We start from the raw sequence: 25,798 nt of genomic DNA on the forward strand, positions 1-25,798 counted from the left end.
TCGCGAATTGACTTCCCATGCCATTCCTCACTGATAAGCAGGCTTTGTCGCTTGGGTTTCACCCAAAAGAAGGTGAGAGATGGTGTTTTTGGGTTGAGACCTGCAACGGAACCTCCCGCATGGGTCGCACCCTACGACTACGGGAAAGAGGCGGGTAGGGGGGAAAGATTTAATACTACTGCGGAAAAGGCGATCGCCCTCGGAAGCAGCCAGTATCGCCTCTTTTCCCAAACCTTTAGCCATCATCCCTTATGTTACTTTGTAGGTATCCTTCATAGGACTTTCACCAATCCTATAAACGGGAATCGACGCTAACTTTATTTTACCCGTCCCCAATTTTAGTGTCGATTATTCCAGTATATAACGTATAAAATAGCCAACACCTGTAAGGGAATTAAGGCAAGATTACCGCGTATCCATACCGGAAACGAAAAACTGGAAAAAGCTATAAAGTACAGGAGGCTGATTCCTGTCAATCCAGTTAATAAAATCGCCTTTCTCTTAATCAACATTTTTGATAAAGTGCCGGAAATATAATCAGAAAAAATCAGTAATATTCAGATTATACTGATTTTTGAATTTTACCAGTCTATAGACGTTAAAACCATCCTTTTTTATTGAGCATATAAGTCTGCAAAAACTCTTCATCACTTTTAGTCAAATAAATAATTCCTTCTATCAAACCAATTACCCCTACAACTACTGCTGCTACTCCACAAGTAAACAGGGTTGACAACAGCATAATTAACCCCTCTGTATTATACCCTAAAACGAACTTGTGAATCCCCAATCCACCCAAAAGAATTCCCAAAACTCCAGCAGCAACTTTCTTACTATTGGCTTCCTGTAATGTAGGTTCTGACATCTATGTTAACCCCTAACTCATTTTCTTTTAGACTAGCCCCAATTGGGATCATCTCAGGAAAATTATAGAATTAATTTATATTTGTTTAATTTTTGTTTACATTAAGCAATTATTTGTGACATTACCCAGGTTAGATGAAAGCCTGGTTTAGGGTGAGTTCCCCGGTTGTGAAGAAAACAGCCAAGCGAATCCCATGATAACCAAATAAGACGATCATAAACCATCCTAGCAACCCGATCTTATGCTTGAATAACCAATCATGCAAGGAACTAGACAAATAACGACGGGTTAAAATTTCAATACATAAATGAATAGTGAGCAATAAAAAACCCACAAAAATGCCGATTCCCAATCCATGATAGGAGAGAGATTCTCTGAGGTTTCCCCTAGCAATTTCTACAAAAGCACGAGTCATCCCACAGCTAGGACAAGGAATACCCGTCGCTGATAAAATCAGGCATTTCCACCCAAAACTAGCAGAAGTATGTCCTAATAAATAAGCACCGACAAGGGGAGAAGAGACACAAGACAAGCTAAAATAGCGCCATTGTAAGGCTTGAGTAGATAATTTTTGGGAAGATAACTGGAATCGCATTATACTTCAGACCTGAGCAAACCCAAAACTGCCGATCAGAGAATGTCCTGACATACTGATCAAAGTATATCATAGTGCTAGTCTTTTGATGAGGTTGGCGATTGTACAGATGTGAAGGTGGCAAAAGATGAGAATAATTACATCAACCAATCATCGCTACGACTAAACTTTGTCGCTTGGGTTTCACCCAAAAGCAGGCTTTGTAGGCTTTGTCGCTTGGGTTTCACCCAACAGCAGGCTTTGTAGGTTAGGTGAAACCCAACAGCAGGCTTTGTAGGTTGGGTGAAACCCAACAGCAGCTTTGTAGGTTGGGTGAAACCCAACAGAAGGTGAGAGATGGTGTTTTTGGGTTGGGACACCCAACAGAATTTTCCGCGTGGGTCGCAACCCCTAGTTAGTTGGTTTTCCCGATAGTTGTTGGCGCACCCTACAGCGCCCACACCGACAGAGGTAAGCTCCGACCAAACCGACCACCCCGAACAGAGCCCACAAACACGGGGACTGAGACAACCCACCAGCCCCCACAGGGACGAACAGTGATAACCCCGCCGCCAAACGCCTCGGAAGACACGGCACGCCCGAAGGACACAGCGGCGCGACGAGAGGAGAACCAGACCACACCAACCCAGCGAGAGAAGGACCGGGCAGAAGGACGCACGCCCACGAAGGACGCACCAGCCCCGGAAGCCCATAAAACAACAGACCCAGGAGAAGGAGCCAAACCAGAAACAGAAGCGGGAGAAGTCCCCCAATACCAAGACACGGACACAGAAGCGAGAAGCTCCATAAACAATAACCAAACGCAATCAATAATTAATGAGGTGGGTATGAGTGAGTGAAAGATTTTCAAGGGATGATTAGGCTTCTTTGAAAAATCGGATAATTTCTCTCACGTTATTGAGAATTTTACCATCTTCTGTAATTTGCGCGATCGCCTTTTCGGCTGTACGCGAAAGGCGCTCATGTTCGGATTGGTTGGTGGCTTTGAGAGTTTGCATATCGGCGGCTAAACGGGTGATTTCACTTTGACAAAAAGCTAGTTTTTGGTTTTGTTGGGATGCCCAAGAATTGGATTTATTCGGGTCGAGACTTTTCTTGGTAACCTCTAATAAAGCCTCCACAACTTCTACTCTATTTCTCAATTCTACTACATCCTCGCGGGGATAAGAAAACTCCCGACGTACCATAGATAAACGGGTTACTAAGTATTGATAACCTCGGAGAGAGGGACGTAAAATGGTTAGTAATAACGCGGCTACAGAGCCGATATATCCCACTACACTAATTCCCGCCCATGATAACGATAAAAGCACGATCGCACTAGCTATATGTAAGGCGATCGCCACCCCTAAAGAACGACTGACTAATTTATGCACATAAGAACGCTGACTGGGTTCAATCCGAATCCCTTTTTTGTCGGACTCCGCCGCCTCGGCGAGAACTTCCTTAGCATCAAAGTGTATATTCCAAGGAACAGTTACTATTAACAATAGCCACCAAAAGGTAATGCCACCGATAATCCAATCCACAAAACTACCACTGGGAATATTTAGCCACTGAAGTATGGAAAAAGTCAGCAATAAAAGCAAAACAAATCCAGCGGTAAAAAAACCGAAATTAAATGGTAACTTCATACTTAAAAGCCCTCAAGTCCAAAATTTTCACACTGCGGGACATTCCCCAAGACCAGGTAGAGTATAATCTCTCAGGGGTGGTAATCATTATTATGCAGAAGGTGTTAACCTATATGGCGATCGCTGTGACAGTCTGAAAACCGGCTAATGGTACTATTGAATCAGAGAATCAGAAAATCAGAGATTTTGGGCAGTATATGTGACTAGGTGTGCAGTATAGAGAAACCATGACCAAATTCAGCGGAAAAGTTTATTTAGTAGGGGCGGGATTAGGAAATGTAGCTTATTTGACTGTCAAAGCCTATCAGTTAGTGAAGCAGGCTGAAGTCCTAGTTTATGATGCCCTAGTTGACCAGTCAATTATACCCCTAATTTCGCCCCATTGTCTGAAAGTATATGTGGGAAAGCGGGGTAGCCAAGTCACTACCCCCCAAAGCGAAATTAATCGTTTATTAGTCAAATATTGTCAACAGGGAAAACTGGTGGTGCGACTCAAGGGCGGCGATCCATTTATCTTTGGTCGCGCTAGTACGGAAATTCAAGCCTTAATTGCTGCTAAGTGTGAATTTGAGGTGGTTCCAGGTATTTCCTCAGCATTGGCCGCCCCCCTACTGGCTGGTATTCCTGTCACCGATACAGTCATGAGTCGGTGTTTTGCAGTCATGACAGCCCATGAACCGGAAGCCCTAAATTGGGCGAGTTTATCGGAACTGGAAACTTTAGTTATTCTCATGGCGGCGCGAAATTTACCTGTGATTGTACACCAACTTAGACAACATGGGCGATCGCCTGAAACTCCCATAGCTATTATTAAAAATGGGGGTCGCTTTAATCAAAAGGTAATCGTTGGCACGTTAAATGATATTGTAGATAAAACATCACGAGAATCTTTATCTCCCAGTGTCATAGTTGTGGGGAATGTGGTGCAACTGCAAACCTATCTACAGCCTCGCCAAAACCACTCAAGAATTATGCTGAGTCCATTACTTAATCACACCATTTTAGTCACCCGTTCCTCGGAACAATCCAACGAGTTTCGCAGTTTGCTGGAACAAAAAGGGGCTGAAGTCCTAGAAATGCCTACCCTAATTATCACGCCTCCTTCTACTTGGGAACCCCTGGATAAAGCGATCGCATTTTATGATACATCAAAGCCTTTTGACTGGCTATTACTCACTTCTGCTAACGCTGTCTCATTCTTTTGTGAAAGACTCATGGCTAGTGGGAAAGATACCCGCATTTTAGCCAATACAAAAATTGCTGTTGTCGGCAAAAAAACCGCCATGGTATTGCGAAAATGGGGACTAAATCCTGATTTTATCCCCCCGGATTTTATCGCTGATTCCCTAGTGGAAAACTTCCCCGAATCAGTCAGCGGAAAACGTCTATTATTCCCCAGAGTGGAAACAGGAGGGCGGGAGATATTAGTGAAAGAATTAACCCAAGCAGGGGCGGAAGTAGTAGAAGTTCCCGCCTATGAGTCCGCTTGTCCAGATACCATCGATCCTAATATTCAATTAGCTTTAGAAAATGGTACAATTGATATTGCCACCTTTACCAGTTCCAAGACTGTCAAAAATTTCTGTAAACTCCTAGAAGGCTTTGCGGGTGATTCCTGGCGAGATTTACTCACCGGAGTAGCGATCGCCTCTATAGGTCCCCAGACCTCCCAGACCTGCCAAACTCTCCTAGGAAAGGTCGATATTGAAGCCCAAGAATATACCCTAGAAGGACTCACTCAGGCTATCATAGATAAAACCTAGCCAGGAAGTCCGAGGCTGTAGCGGAACCCGGTCACACTATAATTTAACCCTTTGTTTCCCGTAACTACCCCGAACAAACTTGATGGAGTTTACGTCAGATTACCATAGACTAAGTAATTAAATTTTAGGGATATAACCATGTTCAACTTGGGTCTTTCTCGCTTTGATTCCCTGACAACCATTTTAACCGGAATGGCAACAACTGCCGCCCTGGTCATAACTTGTCAAGTCGCCCTAGCTGCTAAAAGCGCCCAGCAAGTCGCAGAAATCGCCGCACCCATTACAGTTCAAATTAATAGCGCCCTCGGAGACGGTTCTGGGGTCATTATTGCTAGACAAGATAATATCTATACAGTCCTGACCGTTAATCATGTAGTACAAGCAACTGATGTCGCCTACAGTATCCGCACCCATGATGGTCAAAGTCACCCGGTAACCAGTGTTACTAGGCTACAGACTACTAAGGATGAACCCGATTTAGCAGTAGTAAGATTTGAAAGTACCCAAGAATACCCGATCGCCACTTTAGCCGATTCCGAACAGGTAGTGATTGGGGTTCAGATTTATGTCTATGCTTATCCCGCTACTGGGGGGTTAACCGGCGCGGCACGGGAACCAGAACTCTCCCCTGGATTGGTCACCAGTCGCCCCAAAAATCGCCCAGAAGGCTATAATTTGCGGTATCAGGCTGTTACTTGGAGTGGTATGAGTGGGGGTCCAGTATTTGATTCTCAAGGCCGTGTGGTGGGTTTACACGGTCAAGGTGAGTTTGGATTTGCTCAAACTCGTTCTGGAGATGTTACCCCCATTAAAACAGGGTTTAATGCTGCCGTTCCCATTAATTTGTTTCTGGAACAGCTATCACAAGCTCAGTTAAGTCCTAATGATTTACAAATCGATTCGGACACGCTAGAAGCCTCTCCTGTGTCGTTGGATACTCCCCAAAATGCGGAAACCTACTACTTTCGCGGATTGAGTTGGTTGGATCGCGGTTATGCGTGGGAGGCGATCGCTGATTTTAACCGAGCCTTAGAATTGAATCCTAATTCCCCAGAAACCTATTTTAATTTGGGATTAGCGCGGACACTATTGGTGCTTAATGAACCTACCCGTGGCCCCAATCCCGTTCTTGATTATACTAGGGCGATCGAGCTTAATCCCGGTTTTGCTGATGCCTATTATAATCGTGCCCTCAGTCATATCCGTCGTCAAGAATTTGAGGAAGCCTTAGCTGACTTTCGCCAAGCCGCAGAACTTTATCAACAACTGGGACGTTCAGATTCTCATCAGGATGCCTTACAGCGTATCCGCGAACTTGAGGAAATGGCACAATAACAGTTGAGGCATTAGGGTGTAAAGTGTGTTTGGGGTGTACAAAAAGCAGCTATCCTGACTTCAAACAAGGAAAACAGAGATGGTCGCTCCTAATCATCAGCACACTTTTTAATTTTCCCCCGTTTCCTTATTGACTAATGACCAAACCAGTTATTCTCTGTGTCGATGATGAACCTATGATTTTGGACACTCTGAGGCGACTGCTTCGGAGAACATTGGGTGGCAAATATCGGTTTGAATGTGCTGGGAGTGGCAGTGAAGGCATTAAATTAGCCCAAGAATTGATTGAAGCTGGGGAAGAATTGGCGGTAGTCATTTCTGATTATATGATGCCGGGTTTGCGGGGAGATGAGGTGTTAAAAGCCATTCATCATTTATCCCCCAATACTATGAATATTATGCTGACAGGTCATGCTGATATTGATGGGGTATTTAATGCTATTCAATATGCTAAACTTTATCGCTATATTTCTAAGCCTTGGGAAAATGAAGATTTGACTTTAACCATTACTGAAGCGATTAACAGTTTCCAGCAACAAAAACAACTCACTGACCAAAATTTTCAGCTTCAGGAAATGAACCGCGCCTTAGAATTACTCACCCAAGACCAAGCCAATTTGATTGAGTCTTTGGGTAAGACTGAACGCAAATATCGCAGTATCTTTGAAAATGCTCTGGAAGGGATTTTTCAAATTTCCCCTGATGGAAAGTTTATTAATGCTAATCCCACTTTGGCTAAGATTTATGGCTATGAGTCCCCCAAGGAACTCATGTCCTCTATAACTGATGTCCAAAAACAGTTATATGTTCAACCAAATCGTTGGGATGAATTATTAGAAACTTTGCATCAGCGCCACGAAATCTCTAAGTTTGAATCTCAGGTTTATAATCGTGATGGTGAGATTATTTGGATTTCTGAAAGTGCCAGAATTGTTAATGATGAAAATGGTGATATTCTCTATTATCAAGGGTTTGTTGAAGATATCACGGAACGCAAACGCGCTGAAGCAGAATTAGAACGTTTTACCTCGGAATTATTTGAACTCAACCAGTCCTTTTTCCGCTTTGTTCCTCACCAATTTCTACAATATCTCGGTAAAGATAGTATTGTTGATGTTCAACTGGGGGATAATGTTCAACGGGAAATGTCGGTTTTATTTGCTGATATTCGCGATTTTACTAGCCTCTCGGAACAAATGACCCCAGAGGATAATTTTAAGTTTATTAATGCTTATTTATCCCATGTAGAACCGGCGATCGCCGAATATCGAGGCTTTGTTGATAAGTACATTGGTGATGAAATTATGGCCCTCTTTAGCCAGAGCGCCGATGATGCTCTGCGAGCCGGAATTAGAATGCTTGACCTACTCGCAGAATACAACAAAACTCGACGGCGTACCGACCCCACCAAACCTACCTATCGTCCTCCTATTGAAATTGGTATTGGTATTAATACCGGAAAATTGATGTTGGGAACTGTGGGGGGAAAATCTCGCATGGATGGTACTGTAATTGGTGATGCGGTTAATCTGGCTTCCCGTTTGGAAGGATTAACTAAAAATTATGGGGTGTCTCTGTTAATCTCTCACTATACCTTTGTCCGACTTAACCATATTAATGAATATGGTATCCGCCTTATTGATCATGTTCAGGTTAAGGGTAAATTAGAAATGGTTTCTGTGTTTGAGGTCTTTGATGCTGACCCCCCCGACTTGCGCGCCGGAAAACAAGCCACAAAAACTATGTTTGAGCGAGGATTATTACACTATTATTTAGGCGAGATTTCTGAGGCGATCGCACTTTTTGAATCCTGTTTAGAACGGAACCCCGAAGATAAGGTCGCTCAGATTTATTTAACCCGCTGTAAGGGTGATATTTAGCTGGCGAAACTAATTAACTCACCCCTTGACTCGGGTTAGGTAATCTGCTACAATTACCTCACTTTTTAGCCCAACCGGGTGCTTTTATGGCTGATTGTAAGATAAAAGCGGCTAGGTTATCAATTTCTGCATCGTCAAGCCAATTTTCGGGAATTTCCCGACACCAGTAGTTAGTATCACTACCATCATAGCTGACAGGATGCCTCATATAAGCCACTAAATCTTTGATGGTATCCCTCGGAGGGGTGGCTCCCTTCAGGTCTTCCAGAGACAGGGAAACCGTCGGATAGGGAATAGTTACACCACCAGCGTGACAGTTCAAACAACTATCCGTAAACAAGACTTTTCCCGCTGATAGATCCTCCACCGAAAAGGTCTGGGTTCCACCTTGGCGATCGCTCTGTATTTCCACAGGTTGATCAGTCAGATATCTTAACACATAGGGGTCAACATTTTGAGCTTGAACCGGGAAACTAAAAATCAGCCATCCTACTATATTGGTGATAAATAAGAGCAGTAGAGAGCGCAAAAAACTGTTACGAAACATGGAAATTTGACGTATTTAATATCAGCAGTTAAATCGGAGACTTTAGATTTTAGCTCCGCTGATTATCCTAGATAATTCGCGGACTTTAGTGGTTACAATTTCAGAGTAGTTAGTAACCCTTCTTAGTAGCCACCAAAAACCAAAACCTAAAGTCAGAAACTTAGTTAGGTGAATCTTTCAGGCGGAAAGATTAACGGAGGTATTTACCACCACCCCACTGTTCACCGCGAACCTTGGGTTGTAAGAGAATGTAAGCGGCTACATTATAGAGATCATCTTCTGATAGGTTTCTCATCTTGGGAAAAATGTCTGCACTTTTCAGGCTAGGATGCAGTTCGTATATCTCGATGAAGCCATCATAGGTGGTGGGATTTTTGACATAATCAACCAGAGCCGCAATGTTATCGCGGGGGGGAGTAGCCAAAGCCAGGGCTTCAGGACTCAAGTTAACATCAGGGTTGGTTTTAGTCACACCCAGCGCATGACACTGAGCGCAGGCGGCGTTAAATACCTGTTGGCCTTTTTTGATTTCTTTGAGACTCAAGACAGCAGTATCGCCTTGAGCATTGATGGGAAGGGTTCTCAATTCTTCAGTCAATTCCAAAGCGTTTGCATTACCCACCCACATTTGAAAGGTGAAGAATACAGTGGCAACAGCCAACCAAATGTACCTTTTTAGCATGGTTCTCCTTAACTTTTAGATGATTATAGAACGTACCAAAGCCACAACTCAATCGGCAATATTGAGCAGTTGTGATCCTGGTTTTTAGCGATTCTGTCTCAGAAGTCTTATCTCAATAGTCCTGTGTTAAATGATCTTTGTCAATCGTTGGATCTACGATTCTGAATCACTTGTGGCCTCAATGGCGGAGAGAATTGCTTTGACATCCTCAACTATACGGGTTTGGGGATGTTGGTAGGCAATTACTAGGCGATCGCCAAGTTTAAGCACCTGTGCGATCGCCAAATGGTAGTCGCAGGCCATTTCAGCCCTAGACCAATCCGCAAAAACCGATGACAATTAGTCAAAACCGGCATCACCCACCAATTATATGCAGTAGTGGGTACTATCCAATCACTGATTTAGAGATTATCGATGCTGTTGGGTTTCCTCAGAATGATGGACATGGCTGCGGGAGTTAGAGTCGGACAATTTTACAAAGGGTCTTCCGGTAGGCTGTGGTGGTCGGTGCAGTTTAATCAATTGGGTGAGGGTTTTTTTGAGCTGAGTGCGAGGGACGATCGCATCAATAAACCCATGAGCCATCAGATATTCAGAAGTTTGAAAATCATCAGGTAGTTTTTCTCGCAAGGTTTGCTCAATTACCCGACGACCCGCAAAACCAATAGTTGCCTGGGGTTCAGCTAGAATTAGATCACCGAGCATGGCAAAACTAGCCGTCACCCCTCCAGTAGTAGGATTGGTTAGTACAGGGATATACAAAAGTTTATTCTCTCGATGTCGTTCCAAAGCCGCCGAGATTTTCGCCATTTGCATGAGGCTTAACATTCCTTCCTGCATTCTAGCCCCTCCGGAAGCACAGATAATCACTACCGGGTATTGATGCTCAGTCCCATATTCAATCATCCGGGTGAGTTTTTCTCCCACCACCGACCCCATACTACCCCCCATAAATCGAAAATCCATCACCCCAAGGGCGATCGATTCCCCATTTAATAAACCCGTCCCCGTTTGTACAGCATCAATTTGACCTGTTTTCTCCCGGTATTCTCGCAGACGATCGCTGTAGGGTTTGCGATCGCGGAAATTCAGCGGATCTACTGAACACAGATTAGCAGCAATGGGCTGCCAGGTATTTTCATCAATCAGTTGTTTAATGCGATCGTCACTGTAAACCCTCATGTGATGGTCACATTGCAGACACACCATAAGATTCGCCTGTAAGTCTTTGGTGTAGGTTAATGCACCGCATTTTTCACATTTTACCCACAAACCATCGGCAATTTCTCGCTCTTGGCGATCGGGACTAATGGGAACTGATTTTTGTCGATTTGCAAACCAGTCAAATAGAGACATTAATTAAAATACGTTCTGATGTTTGATTGAGGAAATGATTTATTGAGCTTCCTCTGGCTCCTCGTCCACCGGACTAAGCAGCAGTAGTGCTGTCCACAAATGTTCCGATGGTACTTGCAATTTAGCCGGACCCCCCACCCCCATATATGACCCAACTCCTAGGCTAATTACCCGTGCTGGGATATCATGGGAGGCGAGGACTTGTTGCATTAACTCGGCTTCCCAGCGCATAGCAGTGGTTTTTAGTGTAATCCAAGACACGATCATTATATATCTCTAGGATAGGCACAAAGCCCGATGCACTTTACCTCAGATAACTGGGAAAAATAACTCCATATACATAGATACTATTATCTCACCCCACAGGGCAGTTATACCAGCGGCGATCGCTAAAAAAGGACCAAATGGCATGGGTTGGCGGCGGTCTAATATGCCCACAGCCATGGCTCCTGCGCCGATAAAGGCTCCTAAACCACAGGCGATGAAACTTGCGACCAATAGCATCTTCCACCCCAACCAAGCCCCCATAAGAGCCGCTAATTTAGCATCTCCCGCCCCCATAGCGGTCTGTCCAAAAGCCATGGACCCCAAAAAGGCGATCGCTTCAAATAACCATAATCCTAGCACCGCCCCCAAAACACCCACCATTAACTGGTCTATCACCCCAGCCGTTTTTAATCCCAGTAACCCTTGAAAGCACAACCCCACCACTAAACCTGACTGGGTGAGAGGGTTAGGAAGGGTTAAGGTATCTATATCAATTAGAGATAACGCCACCAACCAAGCTAATAGCGCCCACAAGCCAAACAGTTGTACTATAGTCCCTGGCATGATGGTTACATATACCAGCAAGAACAATACACCCATTAACCCTTCTACTAGAGGGTAGCGCATAGATATCGGTGCATGGCAATGGCGACATTTCCCCCGCAACCACAACCACCCGAAAACTGGGATATTTTCACTTAAACCCAAACGGGTATGACAATGGGGACATCGTGAGGGAGGATACCACACGGACAGACCAGCGGGGACTCGATACACAATGACATTTAAAAAGCTACCTATGGAAGCGCCTAGGGCAAATATAATCAAGTAAGCTGGTAGATCAACTAAAATCTCCATATTGGACTCTCACCTTTCACGGGGGTTTCACACGCGGTTCCTACCCTGGGCTAAAATAACTCTAATTCTATCTGGTCAAAGGGGATAAAACATTCTCCCGGAAGCAAAACAGGTTTGGGGGAGAAAAGCAGTAAACTTCGATAGCTGCGGAGATGAATGGCTACACCGGACGGACGGCGCATTCGTTTGGCGTGTACTTCTGAATAAGCATGATACACCCGTCGGGCTATCCTCAGTAGTTGGGGATCTTGTATCCGCGACTCTTGGTTAAGGGGTAAGTCCGGGTTTTTCGGCGGGGTTAACGGGTTTTTTAACTCTGAGTTTGAGGTATAAACCACAAAGACAATTCCCCAAGGGTTAATTAACACACCTGTTTAGATGCTACACTAAAAGCTACCACAACAACTCAAGAATTTCGGTAAATTGCCCTACAACATACTAAAACTATGTCAGATAGACCCAATCTTCTCGCCTTGGACTTTGATGGTGTTCTCTGTGATGGCTTGCTGGAGTATTTTCAGACGGCTTGGCGTACATATCTCGAAGTTTGGTCGCCTCCTGAGTCTACCCCACCGGATGATTTACCCCCTAGATTCTACTGCACTAGACCTGTGATTGAAACGGGTTGGGAAATGCCTCTTTTGATCAGGGCTTTGGTTTTGGGGTGGACTGAATCTGAGATTCTCAGCGATTGGCATAGTATATCACGTCAACTGCTGGAACAAGAACATTTGTCACCGGAAGTTCTTGGCCCTCGACTTGATCAAATTCGCGATGAGTGGATCGCCACAGACCTACCAGGGTGGTTGGCTTTACATGGCTTTTATCCGGGGGTATGCGATCGCCTTCGGGTTATTCTTGAGCAGGACATGATAGAATTACGCATAATTACTACTAAGGAAGAACGATTTGTGCGATCGCTTCTCGGACAACAGGGAATTATTCTCGGTCCGGGTATGATTTTTGGGAAAGGACACAAACAGCCTAAGCACCAAACTCTACGGGATCTCATGACTCTTTCTGATCCTAGTCCGGTGATCTGGTTCGTTGAAGACAGAATGAAAACTTTGTTGTCTGTACAAGCTCAAACAGACCTACAACAGGTTAAACTGTTTTTGGCTGACTGGGGCTACAATACCCCCATAGAGCGACGTTTGGTGGCTGAATATCCCCCTATCTGTTTATTGTCTTTGTCTCAATTTTCTCGGGATTTTGAGGCGTGGAGTTGATCAACGGGAAACCATCACTAAAATTTTCCGGTTATGGCTGACTTATTGATGGTTATATAAAAGTCTATAATAAGGCGATCGCTCAGATATTTAGCAGTTTGCAAATCCGGGAATATGTCTCATGATGATTAACACCTACTTCCTAATTATACCCTATATGGCAGCCTACAGTAACTAGATGTTGGTCGCGTTATCGGGAAAGTGTGAAATCAACTTACTTAGTATATTTTGGTATCTATGAAACTTAACTTACACCAAATTTTTCAAGATCATAAAGTTACGCCTCGTGGTATTATATATGTGGGAGCAGGAGAAGGGCGATCGCTCAAACGTTTTGCCAAGTTTCCCAATGCTCAAATATTGCTAATAGAAGCGAATCCCGTCACCTGTGAACGGTTGAAAATGGCTGTAGGCGATCGACCCAATATTCAGACAGTTCATGTGGCGATCGCTGACCAAAATAGTACCGCCACTCTCCACGTTACCAACATCGAGTCTAACAGTTCTATTTTGTCACTAACAGAATACAAAAAACTGTATCCCAACCTCACCGAAACTCAGCAAATACCCGTTGAAACTCGCACAATTGACAGCATTGTAACGGAACTTAACCTGCTTCCAGAAGACTATAATATACTATGTTTAGACATCCAAGGAGCCGAACTTCTCGCCTTAACAGGAGCCTCAGAAATTCTGCAACATCTTGATGCTATTTACAGCACAACCAGCCAAAATAAACTCTTTGAAGGTGGCGCAACTTTTGAGCAACTTAACGCCTTTCTCAATGAACATTATTTCACCCCCGTAGCACAAGCGACTCCCTATCATCCCTCTCGGTATGAAGTGGTTTATATTCACAACAACCTAATCAATACCTCAGTAATTCCTTCCGAAATCGCCCAAAATCTTCGCCTCCTACCTCCCACAGTACCCAAACCAACCGAACTTAAAATAACTCAATCTCGCCTCCAAGAATTAGAATCAGAACAGGAACTTTTAAAATATCAACTACAACAACATCAAAAAGACCTGGAGAAGTCTCAATCTGATTTTCAGCAGAAGCAGAAGGAGTTGGAAAACTCTCAGTCTCAACTACAGCAGACTCGGAAAGACCTCGAAAAGTCTCAATCTGATTTTCAGGAAAAGCAGAAGGAGTTGGAAAACTCTCAGTCTCAACTACAGCAGACTCAGCTTGAATTAAAAAATCTGCACTCACAACTCGAACAAAGTCAGGAAGAGTTAGAAGAGTCCAAGGGGGTAAGAGACCAAATCTTAGCTGATTTAGAGAAATCCTATTCTCAATTCAAACAGAGTCAGAAAGACTTAGAAAACTCCCAGTCTCAATTAGAACAAACTCAGACTGAGTTACAACAGTCTCAATATCAACGAGACCAAATCCTATCAGAATTAGAACAATACCATACGCGACTACAGCAGACTCAGAAAGACCTGGAGAAGTCTCAATCTGATTTTCAGCAGAAGCAGAAGGAGTTGGAAAACTCTCAGTCTCAACTACAGCAGACTCAGAAAGACCTGGAAAAGTCTCAATCTGATTTTCAGCAGAAGCAGAAGGAGTTGGAAAACTCTCAGTCTCAACTACAGCAGACTCAGAAAGACCTGGAAAAGTCTCAATCTGATTTTCAGCAGAAGCAGAAGGAGTTGGAAAACTCTCAGTCTCAACTACAGCAGACTCAGAAAGACCTGGAAAAGTCTCAATCTGATTTTCAGCAGAAGCAGAAGGAGTTGGAAAACTCTCAGTCTCAACTACAGCAGACTCAGAAAGACCTGGAAAAGTCTCAATCTGATTTTCAGCAGAAGCAGAAGGAGTTGGAAAACTCTCAGTCTCAACTACAGCAGACTCAGAAAGACCTGGAAAAGTCTCAATCTGATTTTCAGCAGAAGCAGAAGGAGTTGGAAAACTCTCAGTCTGAAAGGAAGAAACTGGAAACCAAAGTTAAGGAAGTTCAAGACCAGCTTAAAAATGCACAGAATAAACAGACGGAAACTCAACAGGAACTCGATAAGTCTCGCTCGGAGTTACATGATACCAGGGAAGAACTGGAAATGGCTAACTTCCAATTAGATGAAGTACAGGTGGAACTTGAACAGGCTACATTTGAGTTACATAAAATTAAGGAAGAGTTAGAGGGTTCGCAGTCTCAACTACAGCAACAGCAGAAAGAATTGGAAGAGTCGCAGTCTCAACTACAGCAACAGCAGAAAGAATTGGAAGAGTCGAGGTCGGAAATTCAAAAACTGCGGGAACAGATACAACAGATACAGCATATACAACAGTATCAAAATATGTCGCCACCAGGACAGCCAGTACAACAGTATCAACCTGCTGTAGCACAGTCTGGGAATACATATAATGCTGCTCTTGTCAAGATGTTTGCTAAAATTATTGCTGAAACTATGCCAGACTAACATCTAAATTACCATATAAAAGGTGGGGTGGATGTGTGTTACCTAACCCACCTACTATCTCACCCAACTCTCCCAGGTGTTGACCGCTAAATTAGACGAACAGAGGATTTGTAGTATCAGTTAATTTCTATGGGAACTAAAAAAGGTCGTGTCTGGATTTTTGATAATATTCAACCTACTGTTAAGGTGACTATTTTTGCGGTTCCTAAAGCGTTTGTGGGAAGTGTGGGAATGATTCAAGATAATGCGATTACCAGTTGGACTAAACTGGTTCCGAGACCGGAAATTATCTTATTTGGTGATGAGACAGGAACCGCAGAAGTGGCTAGTAAATTGAAGGTGATACATATTCCGAATGTCCAAGTTAACGAATATGGAACCCCTCTGCTAAATGATATTTTTAGCCAAGTACATCATCACGCTTCCCACGATATTTTAACATATATTAACTCGGATATTATCCTAACTAGCGATTTTCTCGGGAATGTTCAACAGGTGATTGCTAATTACTCTAGGTTTCTGATGGTGGGACGACGTTGGAATTTGGATATTGAAGAACCTGTGAATTTTGATAACCCTAACTGGGAACAACAGCTACATCATCAAATTCATACAGCGGGAATATTTAGCGGTATCGGTGCGTTAGATTACTTTGTATTTCCTAAACCTCTGTTTAATCAACTTCCGGCTTTTGCTATTGGTCGTCCGGGTTGGGATAATTGGATGGTGGGAGAAGGATTAAAACAAGGATATCGGGTAATTAACGGGAGTCAAACTATTACGATTGTTCACCAAAATCATGACTACGGACATCTTCGGGGAAACCGCATCGAAGCGTTTCACGGACGGGAAGCAAAGCAAAATCAAGCTCTTTTACAAGGACATTTCGCGGGTAATACTGCTGATGCTACTGATTATTTAATCCCCGCGACGGTGGCTAATTCTCCCCAAATTAGTATTATTGTTTGTAGCGATAATCAGGGTATCAGTTTACCCAAAACTCTTGATAGTATCCTTAATCAAAATATCGATGGTTGCGAGATTATTGTGATTGATAACGGTTCGACGGACAACACCCCGGAAGTCCTAGAAGGTTATGGAAAATCTTTGCAATATGTTGGTCAATGTGGCGAGGGAATTGTGGCTGCTAGAAACCGAGGCTTAGATATTGCTAGGGGAGAATTTATCCTGTTTTTAGATGGGGGTTCTACTTTACTACCTCATAGTTTATCAGACCTGATAGATGCTTTTGATAATCGTGCGGGTTCACTGGAAATGGTATTCTCTGGTTGGGAAATTTGGGAGGAAAATCAGCTAATTTCGGAAGTTCAGCCTTACAATAATCTCGCGCCAATTTTGCAGGGTCGCGACGGTTTACATGGTGTCCATATCTGGATGTTAACAGACTTGTGGCGATTGGTGGAAACTGGTGCGATTTTATTCCGCAATTCCTGGGTTAAACGCTGGGGAGGGTTTGACTCGAGTCTATCTCCCCATGCTGCTACTATAGATTTATTGCTAAATTTAGCATCCCATGGCGCTGCGGGAATTTGTCTACAAAGAAGGACTATAACAGTCGAGGCTGATTATAACTTGAAACGATATGCGATCGCTATCCTTTCCTCTGACTGTAATCAACTTATTCAAAATTACTTTTCTCGTCCTACCCTACGAAATTGGATGCGTCCCCTAGAAACCCTCTGTCGCTATCAAGTCCTGGTTTGGTTAGCTGCTTTAAGCTATCACACCCAAGACAAACACCAGATGATTCAATTTCTCAGACAGTCCCGCAATTATAGTCCCTATCCTGCTCAACAAACTATCAATAATTGGTATCAAAGTTTGACCCAAATTTCCCGCGCATATAATTATCCCCCCTTTCAACTCTCCCCAGATGACCTGAAATGTTGACGAAAAAATCAAATGTTAAGAAATGTTAAAAATTTCGCTTTTTGGGGGTAGGGGCTTGACTTTTGGGGTGCTTGACAGTATACTTATGTCATAATGGAAATATGTGCATTTTTTAAAAATTAGATTATATTTCCATTATTTAACTTGATACTAATATCGTAGCAAAATTTCGGCTCCCTGTCAACCCCTGCGGCGGGGCGGATTTGGATATTGACGAAAAAATCAAAAAAGGGTGCGTCAGAGCAATTAATTAATGATTTCCCGATGGGGAAATGGGGGAAACTGACGCACCAAAGTTGTGGCTAAGAAAATCCGGGTTCAATTAATGTTAAGAAATGTTAAAAATTTCGCTTTTTGGGGGTAGGGGCTTGACTTTTGGGGTGCTTGACAGTATACTCGTATTATAATGGGAATATTTGCAATTTTTAAAAATTAGATTATGTTTCCATTATTCAACTTGATACTAATATCGTAGCAAAATTTCGGCTCCCTGTCAACCCCTGCGGCGGGGCGGATTTGGATATTGACGAAAAAATCAAAAATGCGATCGGGTGCGTCAGCAATTAATTAATGATTTCCTGATGGGGAAATGGGGAAACTGACCCACCAAAGTTGTGGCTAAGAAAATCCCGCCTCAATTAATGTTAAGAAATGTTAAAAATTTCGCTTTTTGGGGGTAGGGGCTTGACTTTTGGGGTGCTTGACAGTATACTTATGTTATAATAGAAATATGTGCATTTTTTAAAAATTAGATTATATTTCCATTATTTAACTTGATACTAATATCGTAGCAAAATTTCGGCTCCCTGTCAACCCCTGCGGCGGGGCGGATTTGGATATTGACGAAAAAATCAAAAATGCGATCGGGTGCGTCAGAGCAATTAATTAATGATTTCCCGATGGGGGAAACTGACGCACCAAAGTTGTGGCTAAGAAAATCCCGCCTCAATTAAGGAGGGAGGGAATTGCTCAACTAAGCGCCACCGCGCAACTTTTCGAGAACGGTGCGATCTTGGAGAGTGGAAGTATCCCCAGAAATCTCCTGACCGGAAGCAAGCGATCGCAATAAACGTCGCATAATTTTACCGGAACGAGTCTTAGGCAAATCATCAGAAAAGCGAATTTCTCCGGGACGAGCCAAAGCGCCAATTTCATTAACAACGTGCTGCTTCAACTCTTTTTCCAAGGCTTCATCAGGTTGGCGATCGCCTTCGAGAGTAACAAAAGCCACAATTTCCTCACCCTTAACCTCATCAGGACGGCCAACCACAGCCGCCTCAGCGACAGCGGGATGAGAAACCAAAGCGGACTCAACCTCCATAGTCCCCAAGCGATGACCGGAAACATTAATCACATCATCAACGCGGCCCATCACCCAGAAATAGCCATCCTCATCTTTATGAGCGCCATCACCAGCGAAGTAGACATAATCGCCATTTTTAGGTCGTAAATACTCCCAATAAGTACGACGGAAGCGATCGGGGTCGCCATAAACAGTCCGCATCATACCCGGCCAGGGGTGACGCACCACCAAATACCCCCCAGAATTATTAGTAACAGGTTCGCCTTCGGTATCAACCACATCAGCAATAATTCCAGGGAAAGGCAAAGTAGCGGAACCCGGCTTAGTAGGAGTCGCACCGGGAAGAGGAGTAATCATAAAACCCCCGGTTTCGGTTTGCCACCAAGTATCAACAATGGGACATTTTCCGTGACCAATGACGCGGTTATACCAAATCCAGGCTTCTGGGTTAATGGGTTCTCCGACGGTCCCCAAAATCCGCAAGGAAGACAAATCACGAGCATTAGGGTGTCTTTCACCCATTTTCATCAAAGCTCGAATAGCAGTAGGAGCAGTATAGAAAATAGTGACCCCATACTTTTCTACCACATCCCACAGACAACCGGGATTAGAAGCACGGGGAGCCCCTTCATACATCAAAGTTGTGGCCCCATTGGACAAAGGCCCATAGACAATATAACTATGGCCAGTAATCCAACCCACATCAGCGGTACACCAGTAAACATCAGTATCCTGTAAATCAAAAGCCCACTGATTAGTAATGTGACTGTAAAGATTATAGCCACCAGTAGTGTGTACAACTCCCTTGGGTTTACCAGTAGTCCCGCTAGTGTAAAGGATAAACAGCATATCCTCACTATCCATTTCTTCGGCGGGACATTGCCCGGAAGCATTTTGTTGCAAGTCATGCCACCAGTGGTCCCGTCCGGGTTCCATCTGGATTTTTTGCTGAGTGCGCTGTACGACCAAAACGTTATCAACACTAGGCGCACCAGCTTGTAAAGCCTTATCTACCTGTTCTTTTAGGGGTACGATCGCATCTTTGCGCCAACCACCATCAGCAGTAATCACCAATTTAGCTTGGGCATCTTCCAGGCGGTCTTTTAAAGCCTCGGCACTAAAACCGCCAAAAATGACGGTATGGGGTGCGCCAATTCTGGCACAAGCCAACATAGCGATCGCCGCCTCTGGTATCATGGGCATATAAATCCCAACGCGATCGCCTTTTTTGACTCCCAACTGTTTAATCACGTTAGCCATTTGGCAAACTTCCCGATGTAGTTGGGAATAAGTCAGGGTGCGAGAGTCTCCCGGTTCGCCTTCCCAAATTAAAGCGGCTTTATTTTTGCGCCAGGTAGTCAAATGGCGATCGAGGCAATTATAGGAAATATTAATTTTGCCCCCCACAAACCACTTAGCAAAAGGTGGCTGCCAGTCCAGCACCTGATCCCATTTTTTAAACCAGTGCAACTCATTTTCGGCTAATTCTGCCCAAAAGGCTTCCGGGTTAGCTTTGGCTTTCTCGTAGAGTTCCCGGTACTCTTCCATGCTCTTAATCCGGGCCTGTTTGGAGAAGTCCTCGGACGGATGAAATAACCGTTTCTCGTGTAAAATTGATTCGATTGTCGGTTGTGACATGGTGTTATGGTAACTTTAATTACAAAGTGAAGCCATTATAACCATTTTAGGCCTAGATTAAACTCTAAGAATCTTTACTTTTTTTGAGCAGACTGCTAACTAGCTAACTCCTCCCCATGTCGAACCGATTAAAATCAGTTGTCAACTTCTAAGTAACTATGCCTGCTCAACTAATTATCCGTCCTGCTACTGTTGATGATGTTCCGGTCATTTGGGCTTTAATTAAGGCTTTGGCTGAATATGAAAAACTCTCCCACCAAGTCACTGGAGATCTGGAAACCTTGAAACAGCATCTATTTGGCGATCGGCCAATGGCTGAGGTCATTATCGCTGAATGGGAGCAAAAAACCGTAGGCTTTGCTCTGTTTTTTCATAACTTTTCCACGTTCTTGACTCAACCCGGCATTCATTTAGAAGACCTATTTGTTATGCCTGAATATCGAGGTTTAGGCATTGGGAAAGCCTTGATCCAACAGGTCGCTCAAGTAGCCCTAGAACGTCGGTATGGGCGCTTAGAGTGGACTGTCCTCGACTGGAATCAATCGGCGATCGCATTTTACCAACATATAGGAGCCACAATACTACCTGAATGGCGCATTTGTCGAGTAGTGGACTATCAACGCTTACTGCAACAATAACAATGAGATTTGTAAATTTATTGTTAAGTTTTGTAACAAAAAAAATTTGCCGATGGGAAGCTGTGGGGGTTGCTTTTCCGGTCGGCTTGTGGTATCATTTTAGATAATGGGAATAGTCGCAATTTTATTTAACAAGGCAAGATTTTCATTATAAAATCATATATCAAAATAGTACCATGATATTTCGGAGGTTGTCAACCCCCTATCTTTTGGTAATTAATATCATGGTTCTTGATAGAGAGGAATAGTAAAAGTCACAGTTGATCCTAAGCCTTCCCCCAAACTGTAAAACTTAACCTTACCTCCCATAGCTTGAACCAGCTTTTGAGAAATAACTAAACCGAGTCCCGTCCCCCCATATTGCTTAGTGTAACCACTATCAACCTGAGAAAAAGCGTGGAATAATCTATCTTGCTTTTCAATGGGAACACCAATACCAGTATCCACAACTCTAAACTCCACAAATCCCGGAAATTTTTGATTTTGAATCATCACATTTTTCCGAATAATTCCTATGCTAATATTAATGCCGCCTTTGTGAGTAAATTTAATCGCATTTTCCAGGAAATTTAGAATCACTTGTAAGATGCGCTGATAGTTGCCATAAACAATAATTTGACTATTGACAGCTTCTGGTTGAATAGTAAATTTCAAATTTTTTTGTTCAACTTGAGGTCGAATAAAATGTTCGATTTCTCCGATAACTTCATCAACTTTGACCAAGGCGAGTTCAATATCCATTTTACCCGCTTCAATTTTGGCAATATCTAAAACATCATTAATTAAATTCAGGAGATGAATAGCTGCTTGATGTGCTTGTTCGATAAATTCCCGTTCTTCCTCTGGGTCATCAGCCATACCATCTAAGACTAACTGAAGGAAGCCGATCATACCGTTAAGGGGAGTTCGGAGTTCGTGGGAAGTATTGGCGAGGAACTCACTTTTGAGACGAGAAAGAGCGATCGCTTCTAGTCTAGCTTCTTCTAACTCCTGATAAAGGGTAGCATGGGCGATCGCGGTTCCCACATGAGTAGCCAACTCCCGGACAAAATCTATTTCCGCCGCCGTCCACTGGCGAGTGCGATCGCATTGATGAAGGAAAATCAAAGAATTAGGCTGATCTTGATAAGCAGTAGCAACAACCATCAACGAATAGCGTTGATAGGGGTCATTTTCAGGGGAACTGCGCTCAATGATAATCGGTTCTAAAGTGGCTAAGGCTTGAGCCAACCCAATTCCGACTCACTCGATAGATTTAAACCCAACATCATGGGGACATCTTGTTGGCGGTACTCAGCCACCACTTGGGTAGACTTATCAGAGGTGCTGCGATAGGGACAGATAATACAGCGACTGACACCAAGAACCTGACCCAAGCCGTTAACAGTTTGTTGCCAAATCTCTTTTAAATCCAGAGTGCGGCGAATTTTTTGAGTAATTTGGCTGATAATAGTTTGATAAATTTGAGAAGTGGGGGGAACGCTGCGGCAAAGGGTTCCGGCAATTTGAACCAGCATTTTTTGCTGGATATCAAAATTAGATGGTAAGGCGCGGTAGGCAATCAGTTCTTGATTAGGGTTAAGATTCAGTTGAGAATTTTCCAGTAGTCGCCCCATCACCAGAACATGGGTAGCAGTGCCGTTAGATTTTAATATGGGACTGACAATCAGTTCTAGGGGAAAATAGTATTCTTCATAACAAAATGGATAACTGAAGCGCTCTGGTATTAAGCTGGTGATCATCCGGTGGATTCTTTCTTGATAGGGTCCGAGTACCAGAGGCTTAAATGTATCTGCCATATTAGTTCCCGTGATTTTGTCCACAGGAAGGGGATGGCGATCGCATTGTCGCCAAGAAAATAGTAGATACTCCCCCGATTGATTCTGAATAAAAACTAGATCGGCATCCAAACCGGGTAAAAGGTTCCCAAAGCCTGATAATGGTAGCTGAGAACTGTTATCAGATACATTTAACCCGGAAAAATCTTGCATTAGCCGGAAGTTTCTGAGTATTGCAAAATCTGGAATAATTTAATTATCCCAGATGTGGATCTATCTTTCTATCTGCTAGAAACAGAATCTTGAAAGAGCATGATTTAATCACAAATTCGGTTAATATTTTAGGGCAATACGGTATAATAAGCGAGAAGGGTTGAGGATAAACCTATTGCCAGATATGTCAAACCCAAGGAAGCCGCCCAAATCCTTGGAGTCCATGAAAGAACACTCCGCAGATGGGACTCCAATGGCTCAATCGAGACCATCAGAACCCCCGCTGGGCAACGACGATACAACGTTGAGTGATATACTGCCAAATCAGGCAGTGACAAACGCAAAGTCGTTATCTATGCCAGAGTTAGTAACCGCGCCCAGCAGTCCGACCTCAACCGACAAGTGGCCGCACTGTCCAACCTCTACCCCGAAGCAGAAGTCGTCTCAGAAATCCGAGGCGGGCTCAACTTCAAGGGAAAGAAAATGCTGGCCTTACTGGGACATCATTTGTCAGGAGATGTCCGCATGGTTGTCGTTGCCCACCCAGACCGATTGGCCAGATTTGGATTTGACTTGTTTCGATGGCTCTGTGAGCAAAACAGTTGCTCACTCATGGTTCTCAACCAGACAAGTCTCAGTCCAGAACCAGAAATGGTTGAGGACATCCTCGCCATCCTCCACTGCTTCAGTTCCCGATTATACGGACGGAGTAAATACAAAACTCAGGTCAAAGAAGATCCGGATTTACCCCAGCCTAGAGCTAAATCAAGTCTGGCGTAAATGGCTGGCTGCTTGTCGGTATTGCTACAACCAAGCAATTGCATTATCCCGGAGTGGTAAACGACTAAGCAAGTTAAAGTTACGCTGCGGAAGTGATGCAGAGTGACTTACCCGAATGGGTCAAAGAAACACCCTGCCACATTCGGCAAAATGCCATCTTTGATGCCTATCAGGCTTTGACCGCCAGTCCTGATGCCAGGTTTAGAAGTTGTCGTGACAGCTCTCAAGGGATTAAGTTCAATAATACTAATTTCTCTTCAGGGAGTTGGTATCCAAGACTAACGAAAGGATTAACTTTCATGGTTTCCGAACCCATCCCTAAAACTTGCGGGCAAGGGACTCAGTTGGTGTTTACCAAAGGTCGATGGTTTGCGGTGTTTCCTGAACCTGTTGCCGTTACCCCAACTGAAGCGAATGGCGTAATTGCATTAGACCCGGGTGTGCGAACTTTCATAACCGGGTTTGATGGTTCACGATTTCTGGAATTGGGCTCCGGGGATATTGGACGCATTACTAGGCTATGTCAACATTTGGATGATTTGATCAGCCGAATCGCCAAGGAACCCTGTCGTTCAAGAAGGCGACGGATGAGGCAAGCGGCTCAACGAATGAGAACCAAAATCCGCAATCTAGTTGATGAAGCCCACAAACAAATTGCTCACTACTTGACTCACAACTACAGCCTAATTTTTTTGCCCACCTTCGAGACTTCCGATATGGTTGCCAAGGTGAAGCGGAAAATCAGGTCTAAGACTGCCCGCGCCATGCTGACATGGGCGCATTATCGATTCAAACTAACCCTGAGACATCAAGCCGAGATAACTGGAACCACAGTTGTAGATGTGACGGAAGAATACACCAGCAAAACCTGTACTCACTGTGGTCATGTGCATTCCCAGCTAGGTGGCTCAAAAGTGTTCCGATGTCCTGAGTGTGGGTTCACTCTACCCAGGGACTGGAACGGTGCTTTTGGAATCTTTCTAAAAGCTTTGCGGGATACCGCCTCTGTTACCTTAACGGGTAATAGTGCTATCGTCGCATTGTCAGGCAATAGCCGGATAAATGTCGCGTAAATGTATCAGCTATTTATATCACGCACAAATCACGTAAAACTCCTGGGAGGGTTGGAAGCTCCGTGATAAATCACGGAGAGGAAAACCGACTCAAGCGGCTTTAGCCGCCAGCACCCCCTTGCGGGGTGGAGGGGTATGGTTGCCCCTCCATGGAGCTATGGTTGGCTCCGACTCCCTTGCGGGGTAATGTTTGCGCTTGCGCTAACGCGCACGCTGCGCTAACGCCAATGTTCAGAGTCGGTACTATCCAAATCGCACGTCCTTAACCCCTTAGAGATGTTTAACGATTCGGTTCATGAGCCTGGAACTAGCACACATTCCAGGGTAGGAACTTTAACTCTTGCTCTGAACGGAGCCAGTTAAGGCTATAGCTGGTCAGCTACCTGAAAGGGGGGCACGAAGCCCCCGTGCTTCAGCCGGGGGTGCTGACCCGCTTCGGTCAAGGCTTAAACACCACCTTGCCCATCCATTGTACCCGTTTTAGGGTACAATGTCAACTGACACATTGAACCCGGATCAGTCTGGCGATCGCACCGTGGTTTACAAGGCTTTCCGCCCCCAACTCAATGACCATCAAGGTGGCTTGATGGTCAAACACGCCGGCTATGCTAGATTTTTGATGAGGCTCTCCCCACCTGCCTGCGGACCTGCCGGCGGTGAGGTAGACCGAGTGCGTCGCTGTTTTTGTTCAATCATTCCACTCGCCCCGGGGTGGCACGGGAGGGTTACGTTGTAGACTCAAAGCCAAATCATCTTCTGGGCGTTCTCCCCGCAACCATTGTCGGAGAGCGGTTTCAATGACTTTACTGGGATCATTAGTCAAGTGCTTGACCTGATCCAATAATTCCGAATCAATATGGATAGAAACCTCTACTTTGCTTGGTACACTAGAGGTCGAAGAAGTATTTAGATTCATGGCGCAAACATCCTAATTCAGAAAACCCAATACCTCCGGGGTTGATCCCGGAGGCTCAACTCAAGACTGAGTATGATTTAGGGACTTTATTCTATTGTACGATCTCAATC

26 protein-coding genes and 1 pseudogene are annotated in these 25,798 nt (G+C 44.1%); 13 read left to right on the forward strand and 14 right to left on the reverse strand.

Annotated elements, in window-relative coordinates; genetic code table 11:
- Positions 1–93: 93 nt before the first annotated feature.
- Positions 94–315, forward strand: a complete 222-nt coding sequence (locus XZ46_RS30585) for a hypothetical protein (protein ID WP_162198548.1) — start codon at positions 94–96, stop codon at positions 313–315.
- Between the two features lie 283 nt (positions 316–598).
- Here XZ46_RS30585 and XZ46_RS20780 read toward each other — a convergent pair whose 3' ends face one another.
- Entirely contained in the window at positions 599–865 is a 267-nt protein-coding gene (locus XZ46_RS20780) for a TM2 domain-containing protein (RefSeq protein ID WP_008053560.1), read from the reverse strand.
- 130 nt (positions 866–995) lie between these two features.
- The gene (locus XZ46_RS20785) at positions 996–1,460 is read right to left on the reverse strand and encodes a DUF2752 domain-containing protein (protein WP_008053561.1); all 465 of its coding nucleotides are present in this window, start codon (positions 1,458–1,460) and stop codon (positions 996–998) included.
- Positions 1,461–1,996: 536 nt separating this feature from the next.
- On the opposite strand from XZ46_RS20785, the gene XZ46_RS20795 reads away from it, so the two are divergent.
- A complete protein-coding gene (locus XZ46_RS20795; RefSeq protein WP_035759228.1) occupies positions 1,997–2,299 on the forward strand; it encodes a hypothetical protein in 303 nt (100 codons plus the stop codon).
- An 18-nt stretch (positions 2,300–2,317) separates the two neighbouring features.
- On the opposite strand, the gene XZ46_RS20800 is transcribed toward XZ46_RS20795, so the two are convergent.
- A complete protein-coding gene (locus tag XZ46_RS20800; RefSeq protein ID WP_006623891.1) occupies positions 2,318–3,094 on the reverse strand; it encodes a hypothetical protein in 777 nt (258 codons plus the stop codon).
- Between XZ46_RS20800 and XZ46_RS35525 the strand changes: the two genes are divergently transcribed.
- The 4 genes from XZ46_RS35525 to XZ46_RS20815 all read left to right on the forward strand — a co-directional run bounded on the left by XZ46_RS35525 (position 3,082) and on the right by XZ46_RS20815 (position 8,072).
- A complete protein-coding gene (locus XZ46_RS35525; RefSeq protein WP_006623890.1) occupies positions 3,082–3,231 on the forward strand; it encodes a hypothetical protein in 150 nt (49 codons plus the stop codon). The genes XZ46_RS20800 and XZ46_RS35525 overlap by 13 nt on opposite strands.
- 90 nt (positions 3,232–3,321) lie before the next feature.
- Positions 3,322–4,857: a uroporphyrinogen-III C-methyltransferase gene (gene cobA / locus XZ46_RS20805; RefSeq protein WP_006669794.1), complete on the forward strand. Its 1,536-nt coding sequence runs from the start codon at positions 3,322–3,324 to the stop codon at positions 4,855–4,857.
- Between the two features lie 138 nt (positions 4,858–4,995).
- Positions 4,996–6,192, forward strand: coding sequence for a S1 family peptidase (locus XZ46_RS20810; protein ID WP_006623888.1), 1,197 nt, complete (start codon positions 4,996–4,998; stop codon positions 6,190–6,192).
- Positions 6,193–6,329: 137 nt separating this feature from the next.
- On the forward strand, positions 6,330–8,072 hold the full coding sequence (locus tag XZ46_RS20815) for a PAS domain S-box protein (RefSeq protein ID WP_008053565.1): 1,743 nt from the start codon (positions 6,330–6,332) through the stop codon (positions 8,070–8,072).
- 58 nt (positions 8,073–8,130) lie between these two features.
- Here the strand turns inward: XZ46_RS20815 and psbV2 are convergent, their stop codons facing one another.
- The 7 genes from psbV2 to XZ46_RS20850 form a co-directional block, all read right to left on the reverse strand.
- Positions 8,131–8,619 (reverse strand): photosystem II cytochrome PsbV2, encoded by a 489-nt coding sequence (gene psbV2 / locus XZ46_RS20820; RefSeq protein WP_006623885.1) that lies wholly within the window; start codon positions 8,617–8,619, stop codon positions 8,131–8,133.
- 190 nt (positions 8,620–8,809) lie between these two features.
- Positions 8,810–9,301 (reverse strand): photosystem II cytochrome c-550, encoded by a 492-nt coding sequence (gene psbV / locus XZ46_RS20825; RefSeq protein ID WP_006623884.1) that lies wholly within the window; start codon positions 9,299–9,301, stop codon positions 8,810–8,812.
- Between the two features lie 153 nt (positions 9,302–9,454).
- Positions 9,455–9,604, reverse strand: coding sequence for a hypothetical protein (locus tag XZ46_RS35530; RefSeq protein ID WP_006669797.1), 150 nt, complete (start codon positions 9,602–9,604; stop codon positions 9,455–9,457).
- 105 nt (positions 9,605–9,709) lie between these two features.
- Positions 9,710–10,657: an acetyl-CoA carboxylase, carboxyltransferase subunit beta gene (accD, locus tag XZ46_RS20835; protein ID WP_006623881.1), complete on the reverse strand. Its 948-nt coding sequence runs from the start codon at positions 10,655–10,657 to the stop codon at positions 9,710–9,712.
- Between the two features lie 39 nt (positions 10,658–10,696).
- Positions 10,697–10,924, reverse strand: coding sequence for a hypothetical protein (locus XZ46_RS20840; protein WP_006669798.1), 228 nt, complete (start codon positions 10,922–10,924; stop codon positions 10,697–10,699).
- A gap of 42 nt (positions 10,925–10,966) precedes the next feature.
- Positions 10,967–11,782: a prepilin peptidase gene (locus XZ46_RS20845; RefSeq protein WP_006623879.1), complete on the reverse strand. Its 816-nt coding sequence runs from the start codon at positions 11,780–11,782 to the stop codon at positions 10,967–10,969.
- Between the two features lie 50 nt (positions 11,783–11,832).
- The gene (locus XZ46_RS20850; protein ID WP_235677597.1) at positions 11,833–12,120 is read right to left on the reverse strand and encodes a hypothetical protein; all 288 of its coding nucleotides are present in this window, start codon (positions 12,118–12,120) and stop codon (positions 11,833–11,835) included.
- A gap of 108 nt (positions 12,121–12,228) precedes the next feature.
- Between XZ46_RS20850 and XZ46_RS20855 the strand changes: the two genes are divergently transcribed.
- The 3 genes from XZ46_RS20855 to XZ46_RS20865 all read left to right on the forward strand — a co-directional run bounded on the left by XZ46_RS20855 (position 12,229) and on the right by XZ46_RS20865 (position 17,349).
- Positions 12,229–13,011 (forward strand): HAD family hydrolase, encoded by a 783-nt coding sequence (locus XZ46_RS20855; protein WP_008053570.1) that lies wholly within the window; start codon positions 12,229–12,231, stop codon positions 13,009–13,011.
- A gap of 237 nt (positions 13,012–13,248) precedes the next feature.
- On the forward strand, positions 13,249–15,438 hold the full coding sequence (locus XZ46_RS20860; protein ID WP_008053571.1) for an FkbM family methyltransferase: 2,190 nt from the start codon (positions 13,249–13,251) through the stop codon (positions 15,436–15,438).
- 129 nt (positions 15,439–15,567) lie between these two features.
- Positions 15,568–17,349, forward strand: a complete 1,782-nt coding sequence (locus tag XZ46_RS20865) for a glycosyltransferase (RefSeq protein ID WP_008053572.1) — start codon at positions 15,568–15,570, stop codon at positions 17,347–17,349.
- A 973-nt stretch (positions 17,350–18,322) separates the two neighbouring features.
- Here the strand turns inward: XZ46_RS20865 and acs are convergent.
- The gene (gene acs / locus XZ46_RS20870) at positions 18,323–20,290 is read right to left on the reverse strand and encodes an acetate--CoA ligase (protein WP_006669802.1); all 1,968 of its coding nucleotides are present in this window, start codon (positions 20,288–20,290) and stop codon (positions 18,323–18,325) included.
- Positions 20,291–20,448: 158 nt separating this feature from the next.
- Here acs and XZ46_RS20875 point away from each other — a divergent pair, with 158 nt between their 5' ends.
- Entirely contained in the window at positions 20,449–20,928 is a 480-nt protein-coding gene (locus XZ46_RS20875; RefSeq protein WP_006623871.1) for a GNAT family N-acetyltransferase, read from the forward strand.
- A gap of 222 nt (positions 20,929–21,150) precedes the next feature.
- On the opposite strand, the gene XZ46_RS36965 is transcribed toward XZ46_RS20875, so the two are convergent.
- Together XZ46_RS36965 and XZ46_RS36970 are read right to left on the reverse strand one after the other, a co-directional pair.
- Entirely contained in the window at positions 21,151–22,158 is a 1,008-nt protein-coding gene (locus tag XZ46_RS36965) for a GAF domain-containing sensor histidine kinase (protein ID WP_006623870.1), read from the reverse strand.
- On the reverse strand, positions 22,143–22,919 hold the full coding sequence (locus XZ46_RS36970) for a hypothetical protein (RefSeq protein WP_006623869.1): 777 nt from the start codon (positions 22,917–22,919) through the stop codon (positions 22,143–22,145). Before XZ46_RS36970 ends, XZ46_RS36965 begins: the two co-directional genes overlap by 16 nt.
- A gap of 174 nt (positions 22,920–23,093) precedes the next feature.
- On the opposite strand from XZ46_RS36970, the pseudogene XZ46_RS20885 reads away from it, so the two are divergent.
- The 3 genes and pseudogenes from XZ46_RS20885 to XZ46_RS20890 all read left to right on the forward strand — a co-directional run bounded on the left by XZ46_RS20885 (position 23,094) and on the right by XZ46_RS20890 (position 24,772).
- Positions 23,094–23,699: pseudogene (locus tag XZ46_RS20885) on the forward strand (IS607 family transposase).
- Positions 23,662–23,805, forward strand: coding sequence for a hypothetical protein (locus tag XZ46_RS36975; protein ID WP_230428119.1), 144 nt, complete (start codon positions 23,662–23,664; stop codon positions 23,803–23,805). Before XZ46_RS20885 ends, XZ46_RS36975 begins: the two are co-directional and overlap by 38 nt.
- A complete protein-coding gene (locus XZ46_RS20890; protein WP_048895221.1) occupies positions 23,795–24,772 on the forward strand; it encodes an RNA-guided endonuclease InsQ/TnpB family protein in 978 nt (325 codons plus the stop codon). Before XZ46_RS36975 ends, XZ46_RS20890 begins: the two co-directional genes overlap by 11 nt.
- A gap of 688 nt (positions 24,773–25,460) precedes the next feature.
- On the opposite strand, the gene XZ46_RS20895 is transcribed toward XZ46_RS20890, so the two are convergent.
- Positions 25,461–25,688, reverse strand: coding sequence for a type II toxin-antitoxin system CcdA family antitoxin (locus XZ46_RS20895; RefSeq protein WP_006617421.1), 228 nt, complete (start codon positions 25,686–25,688; stop codon positions 25,461–25,463).
- Positions 25,689–25,798 lie beyond the last annotated feature (110 nt).

The organism is Limnospira indica PCC 8005, from assembly GCF_000973065.1.
Lineage (GTDB): Bacteria > Cyanobacteriota > Cyanobacteriia > Cyanobacteriales > Microcoleaceae > Limnospira > Limnospira fusiformis.

What these genes read in the sequence shown, in the direction of transcription:
- XZ46_RS20865 (WP_008053572.1), top strand. Translation starts at nt 15,568, where the DNA reads ATGGGAACTAAAAAAGGTCGTGTCTGGATTTTTGATAATATTCAACCT.
- XZ46_RS20895 (WP_006617421.1), bottom strand. Translation starts at nt 25,688, where the DNA reads ATGAATCTAAATACTTCTTCGACCTCTAGTGTACCAAGCAAAGTAGAG.
- cobA (WP_006669794.1), top strand. Translation starts at nt 3,322, where the DNA reads ATGACCAAATTCAGCGGAAAAGTTTATTTAGTAGGGGCGGGATTAGGA.
- XZ46_RS20890 (WP_048895221.1), top strand. Translation starts at nt 23,795, where the DNA reads ATGCAGAGTGACTTACCCGAATGGGTCAAAGAAACACCCTGCCACATT.
- XZ46_RS20860 (WP_008053571.1), top strand. Translation starts at nt 13,249, where the DNA reads ATGAAACTTAACTTACACCAAATTTTTCAAGATCATAAAGTTACGCCT.
- XZ46_RS35525 (WP_006623890.1), top strand. Translation starts at nt 3,082, where the DNA reads ATGGTAACTTCATACTTAAAAGCCCTCAAGTCCAAAATTTTCACACTG.
- XZ46_RS20840 (WP_006669798.1), bottom strand. Translation starts at nt 10,924, where the DNA reads ATGATCGTGTCTTGGATTACACTAAAAACCACTGCTATGCGCTGGGAA.
- XZ46_RS20845 (WP_006623879.1), bottom strand. Translation starts at nt 11,782, where the DNA reads ATGGAGATTTTAGTTGATCTACCAGCTTACTTGATTATATTTGCCCTA.
- XZ46_RS20800 (WP_006623891.1), bottom strand. Translation starts at nt 3,094, where the DNA reads ATGAAGTTACCATTTAATTTCGGTTTTTTTACCGCTGGATTTGTTTTG.
- XZ46_RS36970 (WP_006623869.1), bottom strand. Translation starts at nt 22,919, where the DNA reads ATGCAAGATTTTTCCGGGTTAAATGTATCTGATAACAGTTCTCAGCTA.
- psbV2 (WP_006623885.1), bottom strand. Translation starts at nt 8,619, where the DNA reads ATGTTTCGTAACAGTTTTTTGCGCTCTCTACTGCTCTTATTTATCACC.
- acs (WP_006669802.1), bottom strand. Translation starts at nt 20,290, where the DNA reads ATGTCACAACCGACAATCGAATCAATTTTACACGAGAAACGGTTATTT.
- accD (WP_006623881.1), bottom strand. Translation starts at nt 10,657, where the DNA reads ATGTCTCTATTTGACTGGTTTGCAAATCGACAAAAATCAGTTCCCATT.
- XZ46_RS20780 (WP_008053560.1), bottom strand. Translation starts at nt 865, where the DNA reads ATGTCAGAACCTACATTACAGGAAGCCAATAGTAAGAAAGTTGCTGCT.
- XZ46_RS20855 (WP_008053570.1), top strand. Translation starts at nt 12,229, where the DNA reads ATGTCAGATAGACCCAATCTTCTCGCCTTGGACTTTGATGGTGTTCTC.
- XZ46_RS35530 (WP_006669797.1), bottom strand. Translation starts at nt 9,604, where the DNA reads ATGGCCTGCGACTACCATTTGGCGATCGCACAGGTGCTTAAACTTGGC.
- XZ46_RS20875 (WP_006623871.1), top strand. Translation starts at nt 20,449, where the DNA reads ATGCCTGCTCAACTAATTATCCGTCCTGCTACTGTTGATGATGTTCCG.
- psbV (WP_006623884.1), bottom strand. Translation starts at nt 9,301, where the DNA reads ATGCTAAAAAGGTACATTTGGTTGGCTGTTGCCACTGTATTCTTCACC.
- XZ46_RS20785 (WP_008053561.1), bottom strand. Translation starts at nt 1,460, where the DNA reads ATGCGATTCCAGTTATCTTCCCAAAAATTATCTACTCAAGCCTTACAA.
- XZ46_RS20810 (WP_006623888.1), top strand. Translation starts at nt 4,996, where the DNA reads ATGTTCAACTTGGGTCTTTCTCGCTTTGATTCCCTGACAACCATTTTA.
- XZ46_RS20815 (WP_008053565.1), top strand. Translation starts at nt 6,330, where the DNA reads ATGACCAAACCAGTTATTCTCTGTGTCGATGATGAACCTATGATTTTG.